Source organism: Streptomyces sp. NBC_01013 (genome assembly GCF_045162765.1).
Taxonomy (GTDB): domain Bacteria; phylum Actinomycetota; class Actinomycetes; order Streptomycetales; family Streptomycetaceae; genus Streptomyces.
Map to the genome: position 1 here is coordinate 2,235,067 of NZ_CP108687.1, position 19,384 is coordinate 2,254,450.

The 19,384-nt window shown below is 70.8% G+C and carries 14 protein-coding genes and 1 pseudogene; 4 read left to right on the forward strand and 11 right to left on the reverse strand.

The features are described from left to right. Positions 1-21: 21 nt before the first annotated feature. The 3 genes from OG538_RS09500 to OG538_RS09510 all read right to left on the reverse strand — a co-directional run bounded on the left by OG538_RS09500 (position 22) and on the right by OG538_RS09510 (position 1,458). A complete protein-coding gene (locus tag OG538_RS09500) occupies positions 22-261 on the reverse strand; it encodes an RNA-binding protein (protein ID WP_215097147.1) in 240 nt (79 codons plus the stop codon). A gap of 2 nt (positions 262-263) precedes the next feature. Next, entirely contained in the window at positions 264-707 is a 444-nt protein-coding gene (rpsP, locus tag OG538_RS09505) for a 30S ribosomal protein S16 (RefSeq protein WP_148021156.1), read from the reverse strand. Positions 708-864: 157 nt separating this feature from the next. Continuing rightward, entirely contained in the window at positions 865-1,458 is a 594-nt protein-coding gene (locus OG538_RS09510) for a hypothetical protein (protein ID WP_406092042.1), read from the reverse strand. Positions 1,459-2,030: 572 nt separating this feature from the next. On the opposite strand from OG538_RS09510, the gene OG538_RS09515 reads away from it, so the two are divergent. Then, positions 2,031-2,885: a methyltransferase domain-containing protein gene (locus OG538_RS09515; protein ID WP_406092044.1), complete on the forward strand. Its 855-nt coding sequence runs from the start codon at positions 2,031-2,033 to the stop codon at positions 2,883-2,885. A 43-nt stretch (positions 2,886-2,928) separates the two neighbouring features. Here the strand turns inward: OG538_RS09515 and ftsH are convergent, their stop codons facing one another. From ftsH to OG538_RS09545, 6 genes are all read right to left on the reverse strand, one after another. Then, entirely contained in the window at positions 2,929-4,845 is a 1,917-nt protein-coding gene (gene ftsH, locus OG538_RS09520; protein WP_406092046.1) for an ATP-dependent zinc metalloprotease FtsH, read from the reverse strand. Between the two features lie 206 nt (positions 4,846-5,051). Further along, a complete protein-coding gene (gene ffh / locus OG538_RS09525; RefSeq protein ID WP_406092048.1) occupies positions 5,052-6,605 on the reverse strand; it encodes a signal recognition particle protein in 1,554 nt (517 codons plus the stop codon). A gap of 131 nt (positions 6,606-6,736) precedes the next feature. Continuing rightward, on the reverse strand, positions 6,737-9,190 hold the full coding sequence (locus OG538_RS09530) for a [protein-PII] uridylyltransferase (RefSeq protein ID WP_406092050.1): 2,454 nt from the start codon (positions 9,188-9,190) through the stop codon (positions 6,737-6,739). 31 nt (positions 9,191-9,221) lie between these two features. Then, positions 9,222-9,560: a P-II family nitrogen regulator gene (locus tag OG538_RS09535; protein ID WP_136330688.1), complete on the reverse strand. Its 339-nt coding sequence runs from the start codon at positions 9,558-9,560 to the stop codon at positions 9,222-9,224. Beyond that, complete coding sequence (locus OG538_RS09540) at positions 9,557-10,909, reverse strand: ammonium transporter (protein ID WP_406092052.1); 1,353 nt, start codon at positions 10,907-10,909, stop codon at positions 9,557-9,559. The genes OG538_RS09535 and OG538_RS09540 overlap by 4 nt, the downstream gene beginning before the upstream one ends. 369 nt (positions 10,910-11,278) lie before the next feature. Beyond that, entirely contained in the window at positions 11,279-12,754 is a 1,476-nt protein-coding gene (locus tag OG538_RS09545; RefSeq protein WP_406092054.1) for a hypothetical protein, read from the reverse strand. A 424-nt stretch (positions 12,755-13,178) separates the two neighbouring features. Here OG538_RS09545 and OG538_RS09550 point away from each other — a divergent pair. Further along, positions 13,179-13,820 (forward strand): annotated as a pseudogene (locus OG538_RS09550) (bifunctional DNA primase/polymerase); the annotation flags it as partial. A gap of 105 nt (positions 13,821-13,925) precedes the next feature. On the opposite strand, the gene ftsY reads toward OG538_RS09550, so the two are convergent. Beyond that, entirely contained in the window at positions 13,926-15,122 is a 1,197-nt protein-coding gene (gene ftsY, locus OG538_RS09555; protein ID WP_406092056.1) for a signal recognition particle-docking protein FtsY, read from the reverse strand. Between the two features lie 234 nt (positions 15,123-15,356). Here ftsY and OG538_RS09560 point away from each other — a divergent pair, with 234 nt between their 5' ends. Both OG538_RS09560 and OG538_RS09565 read left to right on the forward strand, forming a co-directional pair. Further along, the gene (locus tag OG538_RS09560) at positions 15,357-16,748 is read left to right on the forward strand and encodes a purine-cytosine permease family protein (protein WP_406092058.1); all 1,392 of its coding nucleotides are present in this window, start codon (positions 15,357-15,359) and stop codon (positions 16,746-16,748) included. A gap of 64 nt (positions 16,749-16,812) precedes the next feature. Beyond that, positions 16,813-17,778, forward strand: a complete 966-nt coding sequence (locus OG538_RS09565; RefSeq protein WP_406092060.1) for an LLM class flavin-dependent oxidoreductase — start codon at positions 16,813-16,815, stop codon at positions 17,776-17,778. 147 nt (positions 17,779-17,925) lie between these two features. Here OG538_RS09565 and OG538_RS09570 read toward each other — a convergent pair whose 3' ends face one another. Next, positions 17,926-19,344, reverse strand: a complete 1,419-nt coding sequence (locus tag OG538_RS09570; protein WP_406092062.1) for a sugar porter family MFS transporter — start codon at positions 19,342-19,344, stop codon at positions 17,926-17,928. Between the last annotated feature and the right edge of the window lie 40 nt (positions 19,345-19,384).

The window sequence follows — 19,384 nt, forward strand, 5'->3', positions numbered from 1 at the left end:
CGTCGCCGGTGTTCAACTATTTCAGTGAACCTGGTCCACATCGACGAGGTCGACGCGAATACCACGGCCACCGATGGCGCCCACGACGGTACGCAGCGCGCGTGCGGTGCGGCCGTTGCGGCCGATCACCTTTCCGAGGTCATCGGGATGAACCCGAACCTCGAGCACACGTCCACGGCGCAGATCACGCGAGGCGACCTGCACGTCGTCGGGGTTGTCGACGATGCCTTTCACGAGGTGCTCGAGAGCCTCCTCGAGCATGCTCAGGCCTCGGTCGACTCGGCGGGCGCGGCAGCGTCAGCAGCCTCGTCCGCCTTCTTGTCGGCCTTCTTCGCCTTCTGCGTGATGGCCTCGCCCTTGGACTCCTCGCCGGCGTCCTTGGTGAGGGCCTCGAACAGGGCGCGCTTGTCAGCCTTGGGCTCCGGCTGCAGCAGCGGCGCGGGGGCCGGGAGGCCCTTGTGCGCCTGCCAGTCACCGGTGAGCTTCAGGATGGCGAGAACCGGCTCGGTCGGCTGGGCGCCGACGGACAGCCAGTACTGCGCACGCTCTGCGTTGACCTCGATGCGCGAGGGGTTCTGCACCGGGTGGTACAGGCCGATCTCCTCGATGGCCCGGCCGTCACGGCGGGTACGGGAGTCGGCGACGACGATGCGGTAGTGAGGCGAACGGATCTTGCCCAGACGCTTCAGCTTGATCTTGACTGCCACGGAAGTGGTGTCTCCTGGTCTATGACGTGGTTGGGCACAACAAGATGCCACGTGGGGTTGCGGTACTCGGAGTGCCCGATGGACGCGTCAGCCGGAGGAGAGAGGGGTCCTATGCGACTGTCGAGTACAGCTAGCCATTGTGCCACACCACATCGCCTCACCCCACCGCGGCCGCTGCTTCCGGGATCCGGAACGGCTTTCCGCAACCGCCGCAGACGATAGGGGCCTGTGCGAGGACCGACGGGACGACGCGCACGTTGCGGCCGCAGTCACAGACGGCCTTGACCCGCACCCCTCCTCCGGAGGAGCCGTGCCGGGCCGCGGGGCCCCGGAAGGAGCGCTTGGTGTCGGCGGCGGTGGCGACGGTGTGCGCCTTGAGGGCGCGCTGCAGTCGTTCCATCGTCGGCCGGTAGCGGCGCTTGGCCTCGGGGTTGAGCGTGACCAGCGAGAAGCCACTGCTGGGATGGGGCTCCTCGGCGTGATCGAGGCCCAACTCCTCGGCGATCGCGAGGAATCGGCGGTTGTGGTATCGGCCGGCGCGCGAGGTGTCGCGGACACCTCGGGCGGCGGCAATGCCATGGACTGCCTCATGGAGCAGTCGCTCGAAGGAGAGTTCGGCGCCACAGGCGGACGACGACTCTCCGATCAGGGACTCGGGTGCGGCTAGATCGGGCAGCTCGGGGTGGTACCGCTGAATGTCGGCCCACGCCTGTGCCAGCTCTGCGGCAAGTACAGGTGGTGTCGTGCTCACGTCGTGACAACGAGCGCGAGTGCCCCGGTGTTCCGATTCCGGGCCATCCCAAATATTTTGCACGTACCAGTCAGTTGCCGTTCATGCGTCCTGACGAGGGCGGGTGCGCTGATCTGCGGAGAAGCCTCACAGCTCGCACCAAGGTGGTACGTAGCGTCGCGTACGCCCGGGCGCGTAGACGGCGCGTACGCCCGCCCGCATGACAGTGCGGGCGCCGGGCGCGGACACCGACCGTATCCGGCTCACCGGCCGCCCCCGCGGCCTGTCCCGAGCAGCCGCGAAGGCAGCGCGCGGGCCGTCCCGGAGCGCTCGACGTGCCCACCCCCGCGTGCCGGGTGAGACTGGGACCGCGATGCGGGAACGCACAACCCCCGGCACCCCCGTCCTGCGGGTGGCCCGGTCCCGGAGGCATCGCCGGCCGCCGCCGCGGGCATCCATGGCCCGTAGCCCCTGGACGCGGCAGCGGATGCGCAGTTCTCTGGCATACGGGGGCGGCAGGGCCACGGGGAGATCGTCCATTCAGACTCGACAGATCGGTATGACCGGCATCTCGGCGGATTGGGGCGCATTCCATGACACCAACGCTCGTCCGGCACCACACGCAGGCGGAGCCGTCCGCGTCCGTGGACACCGGTTCCCGCGCCCGTGACTGGGCCGAGATCCAGGAGCGCATGCTCGCGCCGCTCTACGAGGCGGTGTACACGCGACTCGAGGTCGGACCCACCACGCGGATGCTCTCTCTCGGCTGCGGCTCCGGGCTCGCCCTGCTGATCGCGGCCCGTCGCGGGGCACACGTCACCGGCGTCGACCCCGATCTCGAACGTCTCGCACTCGCCCGGATGCGGCTGTTGCCCGGAGCGGAGGACGAGGGCCGGCCAGGAGCCGCCGAGCCGCGGCTCCTGGAATCCCTTCCGGCCACGACAGCCGGCCAGGAGCCCTACAGCCTGATCACCGCGTTCACCCCGATCGGCTGCTCCCCCGGAGACGGGGAGGCGCTGGTGAGGACGCTCGGTGCCGCGGTGCCGTCGGCCGGCCGGCGCAGCACGGTGGTGCTGACCGGCTGGGGGCCGCCCGAGCGGTGCGCCACCGAGGCCGTGTTGCGGGTGGCGACCCGGCTCGCGGGGGGTCCGGGCTCGGCGAAGGCCACGAGCGGGCGCGGAGCACGACGCGACGACCTCGAGAACGTGGCCTCCCGGTCGGGGCTGAAGCCGGACGGCTCGGGCCGGGTGGCGTGCCCGTTCGGCTACGCGGACGTCGACAGCGCGGTACGGGGCCTGCTGTCGACGCGGCTCTTCGACGCCGCGGTGGAGGCGACGGACCGGTCCCAGGTGGAGAAGGAGGTCGCGGAGGCGCTGCATCCGCATCTGCGCCGGGACGGCACCGTCTGGATGCCCAACGTGTTCCGTTACCTCGTCTGCACCACGTAGAACCTACGGGTGCCGGACCAGGTGGGGCCGGCACCCGAAGCGGCTACTTCGCCGTCCGGGTGACCCCGGCCGCCCGGTAGGCGTCCGCTTCGTCCAGCGTCTCGTTCGCCAACAGCGCCGCCGCCAGGGCGTCCAGCCGGTCGCAGTTCTCGCGCAGCAGCCGGCAGGCGCTCTCGTAGCACTCGTCGACGATGCGGCGCATCTCACCGTCCACCGCGTCCAGTGTCGCGGGCGCCGCCGACAGGCCGTACGCCTGCTGGGCATCGCCCGGGACCGCCGTCAGCCGGCCCACCTTGTGGCTCATGCCCCAGCGGCCCACCATGCCCCTCGCGAGGCTGGTGACCTGCTCCAGATCGCTCTCCGCGCCGGTGGTGATGACACCGAACACCACCTGCTCGGCCGCCATGCCGCCGAGCGCCCCGATGATCCGGCCGCGCAGGTACTCCTCGGTATAGGCGTACTTGTCGGCGTCCGGCGTGGAGAGCGTGACGCCCAGCGCACGCCCGCGCGGCACGATGGTGACCTTGCGGACCGGGTCCGAGCCCGGCTGGAGCATCCCCAGCAGCGCGTGCCCGCTCTCGTGGTATGCCGTCCGGCGGCGCTCCTCGTCCGACATGACGAGCGAGCGCTCCGCCCCGAGCTGGACCTTCTCCAGCGCGTCCGAGAAATCGGCGCCGTTCACCTCCGGCTGCCCCCGCTTCACGGCGAGGAGCGCGGCCTCGTTGGCGAGGTTGGCGAGATCCGCGCCGGTCATTCCCGGGGTCGTACGGGCCACCTGCTCCAGGTCCACGTCCGGAGCCATCGGGATCTGCCGGGTGTGGATCTGCAGGATCGCCTCCCGGCCGTTCTTGTCCGGCGGGCTGACCTGGACGACCCGGTCGAAGCGGCCTGGCCGGGTGAGCGCCGGGTCGAGGACGTCGGCCCGGTTGGTCGCCGCGAGCACCACCACGCCCTCCGAGCCGGAGAAGCCGTCCATCTCGGTGAGGATCTGATTGAGCGTCTGCTCGCGCTCGTCGTGCCCACCCATGCCCGAGCCGCCTCCGCGGACCCGTCCGATGGTGTCGATCTCGTCGATGAACACGATGGCGGGGGCGACCTTGCGCGCCTCGGCGAACAGCTCCCGGACCCGGCCGGCACCGACCCCGACGATCATCTCGATGAACTCGGAGGCCGAGGCCGAGAAGAACGGCACCCCCGCCTCCCCCGCGACCGCCCTCGCCAGCAGCGTCTTGCCGGTGCCGGGAGGCCCGGCGAGCAGCACGCCCCCGGGCATCCGGGCACCCATCTTCCGGTAGGCGTCCGGGTTCTTCAGGAAGTCGACGACATCGTTGAGTTCGCCCGCGACCTCGTCGATGCCCGCCACGTCCTTGAAGGTCGTACGCCGGCCACCCTCCAGCTCGACCGGCTTGGGCGGGGCCTTGCGGCCGAAGCCGCCCATTCCGCCGCCCATCCCTCCGCGCGACATCCGTCGGGCGAGGAACACCCACAGCAGCACGAGCAGCAGCATCGGTGCCAGCGAGATCAGCAGGTTGGCGAGGAAGCTGCGTTCCTTGACGACCGGTTCGGCGGTGACCGTGACGTCGTCCTTGAGGAGTTCCGCCCAGAGGTTGTCATCGGCGAAAGCGGGCCGCTGCGTGACGAACTTCGTGTACGTGTCGTCACTGCCGGGGACCTTCGCCTCCTTTTTCAGCTGCCCCTGGATGGCATCACCCTTGGAGTAGATCTTGGAGACGTTGCCCGAGGTGACCTGCTTGCTGAATTCCGTGTACGCGATGGTCGGCTCGTTCCTGCCGTTGAAGAACGACAGGACCAGATTGGCGATCAGATAGACGGCCAGCGCGGTCAGCAGGAGTCCGCCCCATCCCCCCGGCATCTTCCGGCCGGGGGGCGGGGGCTTCGGCGCGCCCTCGGAACGCCAGGGCTGGTCGGTGCGGTCGCGGGGAGGTACGGGGTTGGTCACGCGGTCTCCTCTGCCGACAGCCGTTGAGCCGACATTAAGGGAGAAATGTGAGCGAAGCCCTCCGAGTGACGGCCGGCCGGACCTGTCCGTTCCCTGATCCTCCGGAGGGGCCCCGGGAGCCCGGACGGAGCCGCCGCCCCGCCTGCACGCCCGAGGGGCGCCCGCCGGGTGGCGGGCGCCCCTCGGGGACACGATCGGTGGACTGCTCAGCCCATGAACTTCTTGAACTCGTCGGGCAGCTCGAAGTTCTTGTCGTCCTGACCGGCCGGCAGACCGAGCGCGCCACCCTGAGCCGCGGCCTCGCGGCGGGCGGCCTCGGCCTGCTCCTCGGCCTTGCGCTTCATGGGGTTGCCGCTCTTGCGCTTGCCCTTGGCCTGCTTGACCTGCTTCTTCTGCCGACCGGGGCCGCCGCCCATGCCCGGCATCCCGGGCATCCCCGGCATGCCGCCGCCCTGCGCCATCTTCGACATCATCTTGCGGGCCTCGAAGAACCGCTCGACCAGGTTCTTCACGGCGCTGACCTCGACACCGGAACCCTTGGCGATACGGGCCCGCCGGGAGCCGTTGATGATCGTCGGCTCGGCGCGCTCCTTCGGGGTCATCGACTTGATGATCGCGGCGGTGCGGTCGACGTCGCGCTCGTCGATGTTGTTGATCTGGTCCTTGATCTGCCCCATGCCGGGCAGCATCCCGAGCAGCTTGGAGATGGAGCCCATCTTCCGGACCTGCTCCATCTGGGCCAGGAAGTCGTCGAGCGTGAAGTCCTTGCCGCCCTTGCTCGACGCCAGCTTGGAGGCCATTTGAGCGGCCTCTTCCTGACTGAACGTCTTCTCCGCCTGCTCGATCAGGGTGAGCAGGTCACCCATGTCGAGGATGCGGGAGGCCATGCGGTCGGGGTGGAAGGCGTCGAAGTCCTCGAGCTTCTCACCGTTCGACGCGAACATGATCTGCTTGCCCGTGACGTGGGCGATCGACAGGGCGGCACCACCGCGGGCGTCACCGTCGAGCTTGGAGAGCACCACGCCGTCGAAGCCGACGCCGTCGCGGAAGGCCTCCGCGGTGTTGACCGCGTCCTGGCCGATCATCGCGTCGACGACGAAGAGGATCTCGTCCGGGTTGACGGCGTCGCGGATGTCCGCGGCCTGCTGCATCAGCTCCTGGTCGATACCGAGCCGTCCGGCGGTGTCGACGACGACGATGTCGTACTGCTTGGAGCGGGCGAACTCGATCGAGTCCTTGGCGACCTTGACCGGGTCACCGACGCCGTTGCCCGGCTCCGGTGCGTACACGGCGACACCGGCGCGGTCGGCGACGACGCTCAGCTGGTTCACGGCGTTGGGGCGCTGAAGGTCACAGGCGACGAGCAGCGGGGAGTGGCCCTGACCCTTCAGCCAGACGCCCAGCTTTCCGGCGAGGGTGGTCTTACCCGCACCCTGGAGACCGGCGAGCATGATCACGGTGGGCGGGTTCTTGGCGAACCGCAGCCGCCGCGTCTCGCCGCCGAGGATGGAGACGAGCTCCTCGTTGACGATCTTGATCATCTGCTGCGCGGGGTTCAGCGCCTGGGAGACCTCGACGCCGCGCGCACGCTCCTTGACCTTGGCGATGAAGGACCGGACGACGGGGAGCGCGACATCCGCTTCCAGCAGGGCGATACGGATCTCGCGAGCCGTGGCGTCGATGTCCGCCTCGGACAAGCGGCCCTTGCCCCTGAGGTTCTTGAAAGTCGCGGCAAGGCGGTCGGAGAGAGTATCGAACACGGCGCTCGTCGGTCCTCAGGGTCGGGGGCGGGGTCGGGTAGTCGTCCCCCAGGGTATCCGGACGCCGGGGAACGCAAAGCCCTCGCCCGGTTTACGTGGAGGACGAGGGCCTTTTCGCGCGGTATCCCGGCTCAGCCGAGCGCCTTCTCGATCTCCCGGGCCAGTTCCGCGGCCCGCTCCGCAGGCAGCGGCTCACCCTCCGCATCCGTGACGTAGACCGTGTCCACCGCATTCGCTCCCAGCGTCGACACGTGCGCGCTGCGTACCCGTACGGCGCTCTGCTCCAGCGCCCGGCCGATCCGGTGCAGCAGACCCGGGGCGTCCTGGGCGCGTACCTCGATCACCGTGGCCAGCTGCGAGCCCGCTGCCGCGACCGTCACCCTCGGCGGCGGGGCCTTCACCCCGCGGCGGCGAGGGTAGGCCGCTTCCCGTTCGGCGAGACGGGCGCGGATGTCCAGGGAGCCGTCCAGGGCGCGGACGAGATCGGCACGCAGCCGGGATGCCTGGGGCAGGGAGCCGTACTCGGCCGCGACCCGCCAGCTGAGCAGCAGCAGGTCCGCGGTCTCACCCAGTTCGGTGGGGAGCTCCACCGCCCGCAGATCGGCGGCGCGGACGGTAAGGCGGTGCAGGGCGAGGACCCCGGCGGCGGCGGGGAGGACCCCGGGGCGGTCGGGGAGGGCGATGAGGAGCTCGACGCCGACGGGTTCGGGGCCGCCGTCCTCGTGCGGGGCCTCGGGCTGGGTGTGCAGGGCGAGGACCGGTTCGCCGGTGCGCAGGGCCTCGATGGCCAGGCGCTCCTGTTCGGCGCTGGGCGCCTCGGGCGCCGGCGCCTCCGGCTCCTCGCCGGCGAGGACGGCGGCGACGCGCTTGACCAGGTCACCGACCAGGGAGGCGCGCCAGGTGGACCATGCGGCGGGCCCGGTGGCGAGCGCGTCGGCCTCGGTGAGCGCGTGCAGGAGCTCCAGGGTGGCGGTGCTCCCCACGGCGGTGGCCACGGAGCGGACGGTGGCCGGGTCGTCGAGGTCGCGGCGGGTGGCGGTCTCGATGAGCAGCAGGTGGTGGCGTACGAGGGTGGCGATGACGCCCACGTCGTGCTGGTCGAAGCCGATCCGGGCGGCCATGTCACGGGCGATGACCTCACCGGCGACGGAGTGGTCGCCGGGCCAGCCCTTGCCGATGTCGTGCAACAGGGCTGCGACCAGCAGGAGGTCGGGGCGCCCGACGCGGCGGGTGAGGGAGGAGGCGCGGACGGCCGCCTCGACGAGGTGACGGTCTACGGTCCAGGTGTGGACGGGGTTGCGCTGGGGCCGGCAGTGGACCCGTTCCCAGTCGGGCAGAAGGCGGGTGATGAGTCCCTCGGCCTCCAGTGCCTCCCAGACGGGGACGGTGGCCTCGCCCGCGCCGAGGAGCGTGACGAGTTCCTCCCGGGCCTCGGCGGGCCAGGGCACCGGCAGCGGCTTGGCGGCGCCGGCGAGGTGGCGTACGACGTGCCGGGAGAGCGGGAGTTCGGACTGGGCCGCCGCGGCGGCGGCGCGCAGGACGAGGACCGGGTCGCGTTCGGGCCGGGCGGTCCGGGCGAGGACGACCTCGCCCTCGGCCTCGACGACGCCGTCGGCGAGCGGGGTGCGGTCGGCGGCCGGAGCCCTGCCGCCTCCCAGCATGGCGCGCAGCCGGGGGCGGACCGAGCGGGCCCGCAGCACCCGGTTGACCTCGCGCCAGGTCACGTCGGTGGCGTACGAGACGGTGCGGGCTGCCTCGTACACCTGGCGGAGCAGGGCGTCGGCGTCGAGGAGGCCGAGGGCGGCGGCGACCTGGTCCTGTTCCTGCAGGGCGAGGCGGTCGGTGGCGCGGCCGGTGGTGAGGTGGAGGGCGTCGCGGGCGTCGAGGAGGACGCGGCGGGCCTCGGCTAGGCCCTCGCGGGGGGCGTCGGCGACCCAGGAGGCGGCGACGGCGCGCAGGGCGGTGGCATCACGCAGTCCGCCCCGGGCCTCCTTGAGGTCGGGTTCCAGGAGGAACTGGAGCTCGCCCTGGCGCTCGGCCCGCTCACGGCAGAGCTCGTCGAGCGCGGGCAGTCGTTTGGGGGCCTGGTTCCGCCAGTCGGCGAGGATCGCGGTGCGCAGGGAGGCGACCAGGCCGAGGTCCCCGGCGACGGGCCGGGCGTCGAGCAGGCCGAGCTGGACCTTGAGGTCCTCGCCTGCCGTCCTACGGACTTCGGCGGGAGTGCGCACCGAGTGGTCCAGGGCGAGGCCCAGGTCCCAGACGGGGTACCAGACCCGGTCGGCGAGGGCCGCCACGGCTCCGGCGTCGGCGCTGCCGTCGTGCAGGAGCAGCAGGTCGAGGTCGCTGCGCGGGGAGAGCTCGCCACGGCCGTAGCCGCCGACTGCGACGAGGGCCGCGCCCCGGACGCCGGCGTGTTCGGCCGCGGCGGCGAAGAGGGCGCTCAGCCACTCGTCGGTGAGCGTGGCGAGGGCCGCACGGCGCGGCGGCCCGGACTGCGCCTTCTCCTGGAGAAGGCGCAGCCGGGCCGCCGCGTAGCCGCTGGGTCCCGAGTCCTCGGATTCGGTGGTCACTTCGGTGCTCGTCACCCAGCTGCCTTTCCGTGTGCGGAACAGTCGGTCAGAGTGCGTCCGGGCCGCGTTCACCGGTGCGTACCCGGATCGCGGTCTCGACGGGGACGCTCCAGACCTTGCCGTCACCGATCTTGCCGGTCCGGGCGGCCTTCACGACGACGTCGATGAGCTGTTCGGAGTCCTCGTCCTCGACGAGGACCTCGATGCGGATCTTGGGGACGAGGTCGACGGTGTACTCGGCACCCCGGTAGACCTCGGTGTGGCCGCGCTGGCGCCCGTAGCCGCTGGCTTCCGTGACGGTGAGGCCCTGGACGCCGAAGGCCTGGAGGGCCTCCTTGATCTCGTCAAGCCGGTGGGGCTTCACGACTGCGGTGATGAGCTTCATGCGTCCACCTTCTTGGTCGTCGGGGCTGCCGTGGTGCCGGGCGCGGGGGGCGTGGAGCGCGAGGACGAACCGCCGCCCGCACCGCTGAAGTCGTAGGCCGTCTCGGCGTGTTCGACCTGGTCGATGCCGGAGACCTCGTCGTCCTCCTCGACCCGCATCCCGATCGTCCTGTCGAGCAGGAAGGCGAGGATCGCGGAGACGATCAGAGAGTACGCGAGGACCGCGAAGACACCGACGGCCTGCTTGCCGAGCTGGTCGAGGCCGCCGCCGTAGAAGAGGCCCTTGGCGTCGGACTGGACTCCGCCGGTGGCGAAGAAGCCGATGAGGAGGGATCCGGCCACACCGCCGACGAGGTGGACGCCGACGACGTCCAGCGAGTCGTCGTAGCCGAACTTGTACTTGAGGCCGACTGCCATGGCACACAGCACACCGGCGATGGCACCGACGGCGATGGCGCCGAGCGGGCTGACCGCGCCGCCCGCCGGGGTGATGGCGACGAGGCCGGCGACGGCGCCGGAGGCGGCGCCGAGGGTGGTGAAGGAGCCGTGGCGGAGCTTCTCGTAGCCGAGCCAGGCGAGCATCGCGGCGGCAGTGGCGACCTGCGTGTTGACGAACATGACCGCGCCCACGCCGTCGTCGTTGCCGAGCCACGAGCCGGCGTTGAAGCCGAACCAGCCGAACCACAGGAGACCGGCACCGAGCATGACGAGCGGCAGGCTGTGCGGCCGCATCGGGTCCTTCTTGAAGCCGACGCGCTTGCCGATGACCAGGATCACGCCGAGGGCCGCGGCACCGGCGTTGATGTGGACGGCGGTACCGCCGGCGAAGTCGATGACGCCGAGCTCGAAGAGCCAGCCGCCCGCGCCCCAGACCCAGTGCGCGACCGGGAAGTAGACGACGGTGACCCAGAGGGTGATGAAGAGCGCCCACGAGGTGAACTTGACCCGGTCGGCGAGCGCACCGCTTATCAGGGCCGGGGTGATGATGGCGAACATCAGCTGGAAGACGGCGAAGACGTAGACCGGGATGGTGTAGCCGTCCCAGAGCTCGGTGATGCCGATCCCGCTGAGGCCGACGTAGTCCGAGCTCCAGCCGATGATCGAGCCGGAGTCGGTGCCGAAGGCAAGGCTGAATCCGTAGAGCACCCACAGGATCGTGACGATCCCGAGGCTGATGAAGCTCATCATCAGCATGTTGAGGGTGCTCTTGACGCGGACCATGCCTCCGTAGAAGAAGGCCAGGGCCGGGGTCATGAGCATCACCAGGGCCGAGCAGATGAGCATGAACCCGGTGTTGGCGGCAGACAGCGTCGGGGCGTCTGCTGCAAGCGTCGTGATGCCTGGGGGCATCGGCGTCTCCTCGTCGTCGGTGCGGCCGCGTGCGGGCGATGGGGGCACAACCACGTGCGGGACCACTGGGGAAAAGGTGCGGGCCGGTTATGCGCCATGAGATTCGCTCAGCGCGGTTTCCGCCGATGCCGCACGATGTTTCGCCGCAGTGACTAAGAGGACCGCCGTGTTACGTCCCCATGAACCGCCCGTGCCGTACCCACGCTCGGGCCCACTCTGCCGCTGGAGCCGCATACGGTGCGGTTACGACGCTCCGGCGGGGGAACGACCACACGAACCGGCCACGACAACCACCCACTGACCAGGCAATCGGGGGAGCCGAAGTCGGTCCGTGCGGGGTGGCCGTCGTGGCCGGGGCAGAGATACTGCTCAGACCGCTTCGGCGGTCTCGGGCAGCTGTTCGGTGAGGAGATCGGTGAGCCGGGCGACCTCGGGAATGTCCCCGAAGTCCCTGGCAGCGGTGTCGACGGTCTTGCGCAGCCGGGTGTTGACGCGCTCCGAGCGGACCTTCTTGGCGACGCGCAGCGCCTTCTCGGCCAGCACCGTCGACTGCTCGGGTTCGTGCTTGAGGAGGTGAACGGTGGCGAGACCGACCAGATTGAGCGCGTACGACCGCTGGTGCTCGTCGTCCTCACCGAAGAGCTCGACCGCCCTGCGCATGACGGGCTCGGCGAGTGAGGCGTACGTGGGGCTGCGGCCCGCCACATAGGCCAGGTCACGGTAGGAGTGGGAGTTCTCGCCGTTGAGCTCGGCCTCGGAGAAGAAGCGGATCCAGTCGGGCTCGGGCTCACCATCCATCCCCGCGTCGAGGAAGGTGTCCTCGGCCATCCGGACGGCCCGCTTGCACTTGCTGGGCTGGCCCATGTTGGCGTAGGCGCGGGCCTCCATCGCATACAGCATGGCCTGGGTCCGGGCGGTGGCGCAGTCACGGCTGCCGTACTGCGCGAGGTGGATGAGCTCCAGGGCGTCGTCGGGGCGGCCGAGGTGGATCATCTGGCGGCTCATGCTGGACAGGACGTACGAGCCCAGCGGCTTGTCACCGGCCTCCTTGGAGGCGTGCAGGGCGAGTACGAAGTACTTCTGGGCGGTGGGCTGGAGGCCCACGTCGTAACTCATCCAGCCCGCCAGCTCGGCCAGTTCGGCGGCGCAGCGGAAGAGGCGCTTGGCTGTGGCGGCCGGCTGCGGCTCCTGGAGCAGGTCGGTGACCTCGTGGAGCTGGCCGACGACGGCCTTGCGGCGCAGTCCGCCGCCGCACTGGGCGTCCCACTGGCGGAACATCGCGGTGGTGGACTCCAGCAGGTCGAGCTCGGGTCCGGAGAGGCGGGAGGGGCGGCGGGCGGTGGCCGCCGACTCCGGCTCGACGGAGCCCCCGGAGGCGACGGGAACCAGCCAGCGCTGCATGGGCTCGATGAGCGCGGGTCCGGCGGCGAGCGCGAGTGAACTTCCGAGGAATCCGCGGCGGGCGAGCATCAGGTCGCTGCGGGAGAACTCGCTGAGCAGGGCGACGGTCTGGGGTCCGGCCCAAGGCAGGTCGACGCCGGCCACGGAGGGGGCCTGGTGGGCGGCGCGCAGCCCCAGATCCTCAACGGCGACGACGGAGCCGAAGCGCTCGGAGAACAGCTCGGACAGGATGCGCGGGATCGGTTCACGCGGCTGCTCACCGTCCAGCCAGCGCCGCACCCGTGAGGTGTCGGTGCTGATGTGGTGGGCACCCATCTGTCGCGCTCTGCGGTTCACCTGTCGGGCCAGCTCGCCCTTCGACCAGCCGCTGCGCACGAACCATGATCCCAATTGCCCGTTGGGGCGCTTACCGGCATTCGAATCGCCTGCGCCGCTGCCACTCACTGGAACGCCCCCATCCGCCGAATACTGTCGCGCGAACCTCTATCAGAATGCCGCGAACCGATGCCGCCCGTATGCAGGTTGCCCGCCATCGAACAGAGAATCGAGTTGCCTCCGGCATACCCACGAGCGCACATACTTCCACGGTTCGTGTACCGACGGTAATCCTACGATCACCCGCTCGGCGAGGTCGTTTACAGAAACGCCACCATTCGCCACCCCTTCGAATGAACGCCATCGCAGCCAGGCGCGATTCACTTGACAGACAGCGATCAGCGATGGGCGCAGAGATGCATTCGGGGGCGCGTGTCGGGCCTCGCACCCCCTGGGTGCGCCCTACGCCTCACGCGGGTCGTCAGGAACGACGGAGTATCACGACGACGCTCCGGTTCGTAACCACCGGCGAGCTGGACCCGTTGGAGGGGGCATGGGCTTCACGATCGGCGGCATCCGTGACATGCGATCCGGCGCACGGCGCCGCGGCCGTGCGGCCGAGAGCACCGCGGTGGCCGAGTACACGGGACTGTGGGGCTGGGCGGTCGCGCCCGGTGCTCGCGCCTCGGACGGCACCTGCTCGTGCGGGGACTCGGGTTGCCCCTCCCCCGGCGCCCACCCGCTCGACTTCGCCCAGGAGGTCCCCGCCGGGGCGACGCTCGACACGGCGGCACGGGCGTGGGCCGAGGTGCCCGGTGCCGCGATGCTGCTGCCGGTGGGCCGCACCTTCGACGTGCTCGATGTCGCCGAGCGGGCCGGGCGCCGGGCGCTCGTGCGGATGGAACGGATGGGGCTGCCGCTGGGCCCGGTGGCGGTGACCCCGGCCGGCCGGGCACAGTTCTTCGTCGCGCCCGGGGCGGCCGCCGGACTCCCCCGGCTGCTGTACCGGATGGGCTGGGACGACGCGGGACTGGACCTGCGGGCGTTCGGCGCCGGCTCCCACATCACCGCGCCGCCGTCGGACCAGGGCGGGCTCGGCCCGGTCCGCTGGCTGCGCCCGCCGGTCCTGGACACCGCGGCGGCGCCCCCGGAGGCCCGGCTGCTGCTGGGCACGCTGGCGTACATCTGCCACCGGCTGTCTCCCTGCGGCCGAGTGCCCGCTCACAGCGCCCGTACGACGATGAGCCCGGTCGCGCAGGGTGCGCGGCCGGGCTCATCGTCGTCGTAGCCGTGCGGGAGTTCAGTCCCCGATCAGGGCGTCCACGAACGCCTCCGGCTCGAACGGAGCCAGATCGTCCGGCCCCTCGCCGAGCCCGACCAGCTTCACCGGTACGCCCAGCTCGCGCTGGACGGCGATGACGATGCCGCCCTTGGCGGTGCCGTCGAGCTTGGTGAGGACGATGCCGGTGATGTCGACGACCTCGGCGAACACCCGCGCCTGCACGAGCCCGTTCTGGCCGGTGGTGGCGTCGAGGACGAGCAGGATCTCGTCCAGCGGTCCGTGCTTCTCGACGACCCGCTTGACCTTCCCGAGCTCGTCCATCAGCCCGGTCTTGGTGTGCAACCGGCCTGCCGTGTCGATGAGGACGACGTCGGCACCCTCGGCGATGCCTTCCTTCACGGCGTCGAAGGCGATCGACGCCGGGTCGCCGCCCTCGGGCCCGCGCACGGTACGGGCACCGACGCGCTCACCCCAGGTCTGGAGCTGATCGGCGGCGGCGGCACGGAAGGTGTCGGCCGCACCGAGCACCACGCTGCGGCCGTCGGCCACCAGCACCCGGGCGAGCTTGCCGGTGGTGGTGGTCTTGCCGGTGCCGTTGACACCGACGACCATCACGACGCCGGGGGTCTCCGCGCCGCCGTCCGACTTCACCGCACGGTCGAAATCGGTACCGAGGAGGGTGAGGAGCTCCTCACGCAGCAGCTTGCGCAGCTCCTCGGGGGTACGGGTACCGAGGACGCGGACGCGCTCCCGGAGCCGTTCGACCAGTTCCTGGGTGGGGGCGACGCCGACGTCGGCGGTGAGGAGGGTGTCCTCGATCTCCTCCCAGGTGTCCTCGTCGAGGTTGTCCCGGGAAAGGAGCGTGAGCAGCCCCTTGCCCAGGGAGTTCTGCGAGCGGGCGAGCCGTGCCCGCAGTCGTACGAGACGGCCGGCGGTGGGCTCGGGGACGTCCAGCGCGGGGGCCGCGGGCGTCTCCGGTTCGACGGATTCCGGGGCCTCCCCGGGCGGGGGGCCGACCTCCTCGGCGGTGCGGCGCGACGCGTCGCGCGGCGACTCGGCCTCCTCGCCGACATGGGGCTCGGCGGGAGGAGTGAGGGTCGGCGTGCTCGACGGTGCCGGGGGCAGCTGCTTCTTCTTGCGGCTGCTGACCACGAGCCCGCTGATCACGCCGACCGCGACCAGGGCGATGACTACAGCAAGGATGACGAATTCCATAACCCACCCAGTATCGGTCACGTGCGGCGGCGCGCGAGGGATGCGCGGGTCCCACGGGGGGCCGAGTGCGTACACCGGCCCACAGGACGTGAGGTGTCCCCACCCGGCCGGGCGTGACCTCTGCCCCGGCGCCGGCCGCGGCCCGGCCCGGGCGAGGATGCCGGTCGGATGACGGCACCCCCTGAATCGCCCGGGCGTTACGTACCGTATGTCAGTAAAGGTACGCTCCTGTTCGTGGAGACCCGTGGGCTGGACCCCGTCCCCGAACGCGAGCGCACCGGCCGGGTCCGGGCCCTCTTCCCCACGTGGGCGGCCGCCAACATGACCGTGCTGCTGCTCACCATCGGGGCGGGGCTCGTCGTCTTCGGCGGCCTGAGCTTCTGGCAGGTGCTGGTCGTCGCGGTCACCGCTCCGGCCGTCTCCTTCGGCATGGTCGGCCTGATCTCGGTCGCGGGGCGCGACGGTGGCGCCCCCGGCATGGCGCTCTCGCGCGCCGTCTTCGGCCAGCGGGGCAACCTGGCGCCCGGCGCGCTGATCTGGGTGGCCCGCTGGGGATGGGAGACGGTGAACGCGGTCACCGGGGCGTACGCCCTGCTGGCGGTGCTCGACGTGCTCTTCGACGTCCCGAGCACCACGACATTGATCATGGTGACGCTGCTCGCGTTCGTCGCGAGCAGCTTCCTGCTGTCGGGGCTGGGCGTGCGGGCGCTGCGGCTGTGCTGCACCTGGTCCGCGTACCTCTTCGGCGGGTTCAGTGTCCTGGTCCTGGCGCATCTGGTCGGGGCGACGGCCTGGCCGGCGGTACTGGACCGGCCGGCCGGCCCCACGTCGGCGATGATCGCGGGGATCGGCACCCTGGCGGCCGGCGGCATCAGCTGGGCGCCCACCGGGCCGGACTTCACCCGCTATCTGCCGCACACCGCGCCGGGGCGGGTGATGGTGGCGGCGACCGTCGGCGGGGCGGGCATCGTGTTCCTGCCGCTGGTCCTGACGGGTGCGGTGATGGCGGTCGGCACGCCGGGGCTGGCCGTCACGCATGATCCGGTCTCGTTCATCGGAGTGCTGTTGCCCGACTGGATCGCGGTTCCGTACCTGGTCGTCGCGGTGCTCGGAATGGTGCTGATCAACGCCATGTCGATGTACTCGGCCGGGTTCACCGCACAGACCCTGGGATTCGCGGTGCCGCGTGCCTGGGCAGTCGGCGTGAATGCGGCGATCAGCCTGTTCCTGGGGGCGCTGCTGATGCTCGTGGCGAGCAGTTTCGTCGATTCGTTCGTCTCCTTTCTGAACCTGCTCGCGGTGACGTTCTCGGCCTGGATCGGCGTCTTCGGCGTGGATCTGCTGCGCGGGCGCACATACGACCCGGCGGCACTGATGAACACCACCCCGACCAGCGCCTACTGGTACTCGGGCGGTGTCGCGTGGAACGCGGTGGCCGCTTGGGCGGCCGGCCTGGTGGTGGGGTTGCTGTTCACCGGCGTGGAGTGGTTCACCGGCCCGCTCGCGACGACCTGGCCGGGCCGCAACGGGCTCGGCTGGGCGGTCACGATCGTCGTCTCGGGAGGTCTGTACGCGGCGCTGCCGCGGCCCGGGGCGCGGCAGCGGGCCGAACCCCTACACTTCTGACGCTGCGTCAGCTAAGGTCCGGCCTCGCCCAGCCCGTCCAGACAGGACCCAGGGGGACAGCGTCATGGCCTTCACAGTCGTCCGGTTCAACCTCGTCGACCCGCAGGCCACGCCCGGGTCCCTCTCGGCCCGCTACCGCGCGGCGCTGGACATGGCCGCGTATGCCGACGAGAGCGGCGTGGACACGGTGCAGACCGAGGAGCACCACGGGGCCGCCAACTCCTGGCTGCCCTCCCCGTTCGTCTTCGCCGGGGCCGTCTTCGGGGCAACCCGTCGGATCGCGGTCACGGTCTCCGCGGTCATCGGGCCGCTGCACGACCCGCTGCGGCTGGCCGAGGACATCGCGGTGCTCGATCTGCTGGGCGCGGGCCGGCTGGTCACGGTGGCCGGTATCGGCTACCGGCCCGAGGAGTACGAGCGGGCGGGCGTCGAGTGGGGCAGGCGCGGCCGGCTCCAGGACGAGCTGCTGGAGACGCTGTTGCGGGCGTGGACCGGGGAGCCGTTCGAGTTCCGCGGCCGTACCGTCACCGTCACCCCGCGGCCGTACACCCGCCCTCATCCGTTGCTGCTGGTGGGCGGGAGTTCGAGGGCGGCAGCGCGGCGGGCGGCCCGGCTGGGGCTGCCGCTGTTCCCGAGCGCGCACCTGCCGGAGCTGGAGGCGTACTACCACGAGCAGCGCGCGGAGCACGGCACGGAGGGCTTCTGCATGATGCCCGCGGCCAAGACGCCGTTGCTGCACGTGTCGGAGGATCCGGACCGGACATGGGCGCAGTACGGGGAGCACTTCCTGCACGAGGCCCGTACGTACGCCTCCTGGCAGTCCAAGGACATCCGCTCGGCCGTCCGCTCCGCGGCGACGACGGTGGCGGAGCTGCGGGACGAGGGCGTCTACCGGATCGTCACACCGGAGGCCTGCGCTGCTCTCTCCGGGGAGCTGGACAGCCTGGTGCTGCACCCGCTGTGCGGCGGCATGCCGGTCGAGGAGGGGTGGCGCAGCCTGCGGTTGTTCTGCGGGGCGATCGGGGAGTGAGACGCGCGTACGGCCCCGGCTCGCGGGCGCGGGCCGGGGCCGTACGGATATCGAGGAGGGGGAGCGGGCCAGAGCCGGCCGTCACCTGGGGGGCGGCGGCGCGGGGCCGGTCGTGCGCTCCCCCGGGCTCCGGGCGGTCCGGCTGGTCTAACCCATCTCCTCCAGCGCCTTGCCCTTGGTCTCCTTGACGAACTTGATGACGAAGGGGATCGAGAGCGTGGCGAAGCAGGCGTAGATGATGTACGTGCCCGAGAGGTTCCAGTCGGCCAGGCTCGGGAAGCTCGCGGTGATCGCCCAGTTGGCGATCCACTGCGCGGAGGCGGCGACACCGAGTGCGGCGGCGCGGATCCGGTTCGGGAACATCTCGCCGAGGAAGACCCAGACCACCACGCCCCACGAGAGGGCGAAGAAGAGCACGAAGACGTGGGCGGCGACGAGAGCGACGACGCCCTGGGTGGTGGGGAGTTTGCCGTCGACCAGGTCGGCGGAGAACGCCCACGCCTCGAAGGCGAGGGCGACGGCCATACCGCAGGAGCCGACGAGAGCCAGCGGGCGACGGCCCACCCGGTCCACCAGGATCATCGCGATCACCGTACCGATGATGTTGATGATCGAGGTCGTGAAGGAGTAGAAGAACGAGTCGGTCGGGTCGATGCCGACGGACTGCCACAGCGTCGCCGAGTAGTAGAACGCCACGTTGATGCCGACGAGCTGCTGGAACACCGACAGGCCGATACCGACCCAGACGATGGGCAGGAAGCCGAAGCGGCTGCCGAGCAGGTCCCTGAAGCTCGACTTGTGCTCGCGGTGCATCGCGGTCTCGATCTCGGTGACCCGGGCGTCGAGGTCGATGTTCTTGCCCTCGACCTCTTCGAGGATCTGCCGGGCCCGCTCCTTCTTGCCGACGGAGATCAGGAAGCGCGGCGACTCGGGGATCGCGAACGAGAGGAGCCCGTAGAGCACCGCGGGCACGACCATCACGCCGAGCATCCACTGCCAGGCTTCCAGTCCGCCGATCTTGCCGCGCTGGTCACCGTCGGCGATCTGCAGGATGCCGTAGTTGACCAGCTGGGAGATGGCGATGCCGATGACGATCGCCGCCTGCTGGAAGGAGCCGAGGCGCCCGCGATAGGCGGGCGGGGAGACCTCGGCGATGTACGCCGGGCCGATCACCGACGCCATGCCGATGGCGAAGCCGCCGATGATGCGCCACATCGCCAGGTCCCAGAGGGCGAAGGGAAGCGCGGAGCCCACGGCGCTGATGGTGAAGAGCACCGAGGCGATCTGCATGCATCGGATACGCCCGATGCGGTCGGCGATCCGGCCCGCAGTGGCGGCGCCGATCGCGCAGCCGATCAGCGCGATGGCGATGACCTGGGCGAGCGTGCCGGAACCGATGTCGTACCGGCTGCGGATCGCTTCGACCGCTCCGTTGATCACGGAACTGTCGTAGCCGAAGAGGAAGCCACCCATAGCGGCCGCAGCGGTGATGAAGATGACATGGCCGATGTGGTCCGGGTGAGCCGTTCGGGCTCCGGACGCTGGTCCCTGCGGTGTGCTGGTCACATGAACTCCTGGGGCCTGGCCGCAACGTCAGGCGTGGGGG

Coding starts and splice junctions, on each gene's coding strand:
- OG538_RS09500 (WP_215097147.1), bottom strand. CDS start 261: ATGCTCGAGGAGGCTCTCGAGCACCTCGTGAAAGGCATCGTCGACAAC.
- OG538_RS09515 (WP_406092044.1), top strand. CDS start 2,031: ATGACACCAACGCTCGTCCGGCACCACACGCAGGCGGAGCCGTCCGCG.
- OG538_RS09535 (WP_136330688.1), bottom strand. CDS start 9,560: ATGAAGCTCATCACCGCAGTCGTGAAGCCCCACCGGCTTGACGAGATC.
- OG538_RS09540 (WP_406092052.1), bottom strand. CDS start 10,909: ATGCCCCCAGGCATCACGACGCTTGCAGCAGACGCCCCGACGCTGTCT.
- ftsY (WP_406092056.1), bottom strand. CDS start 15,122: ATGGAATTCGTCATCCTTGCTGTAGTCATCGCCCTGGTCGCGGTCGGC.
- OG538_RS09565 (WP_406092060.1), top strand. CDS start 16,813: ATGGCCTTCACAGTCGTCCGGTTCAACCTCGTCGACCCGCAGGCCACG.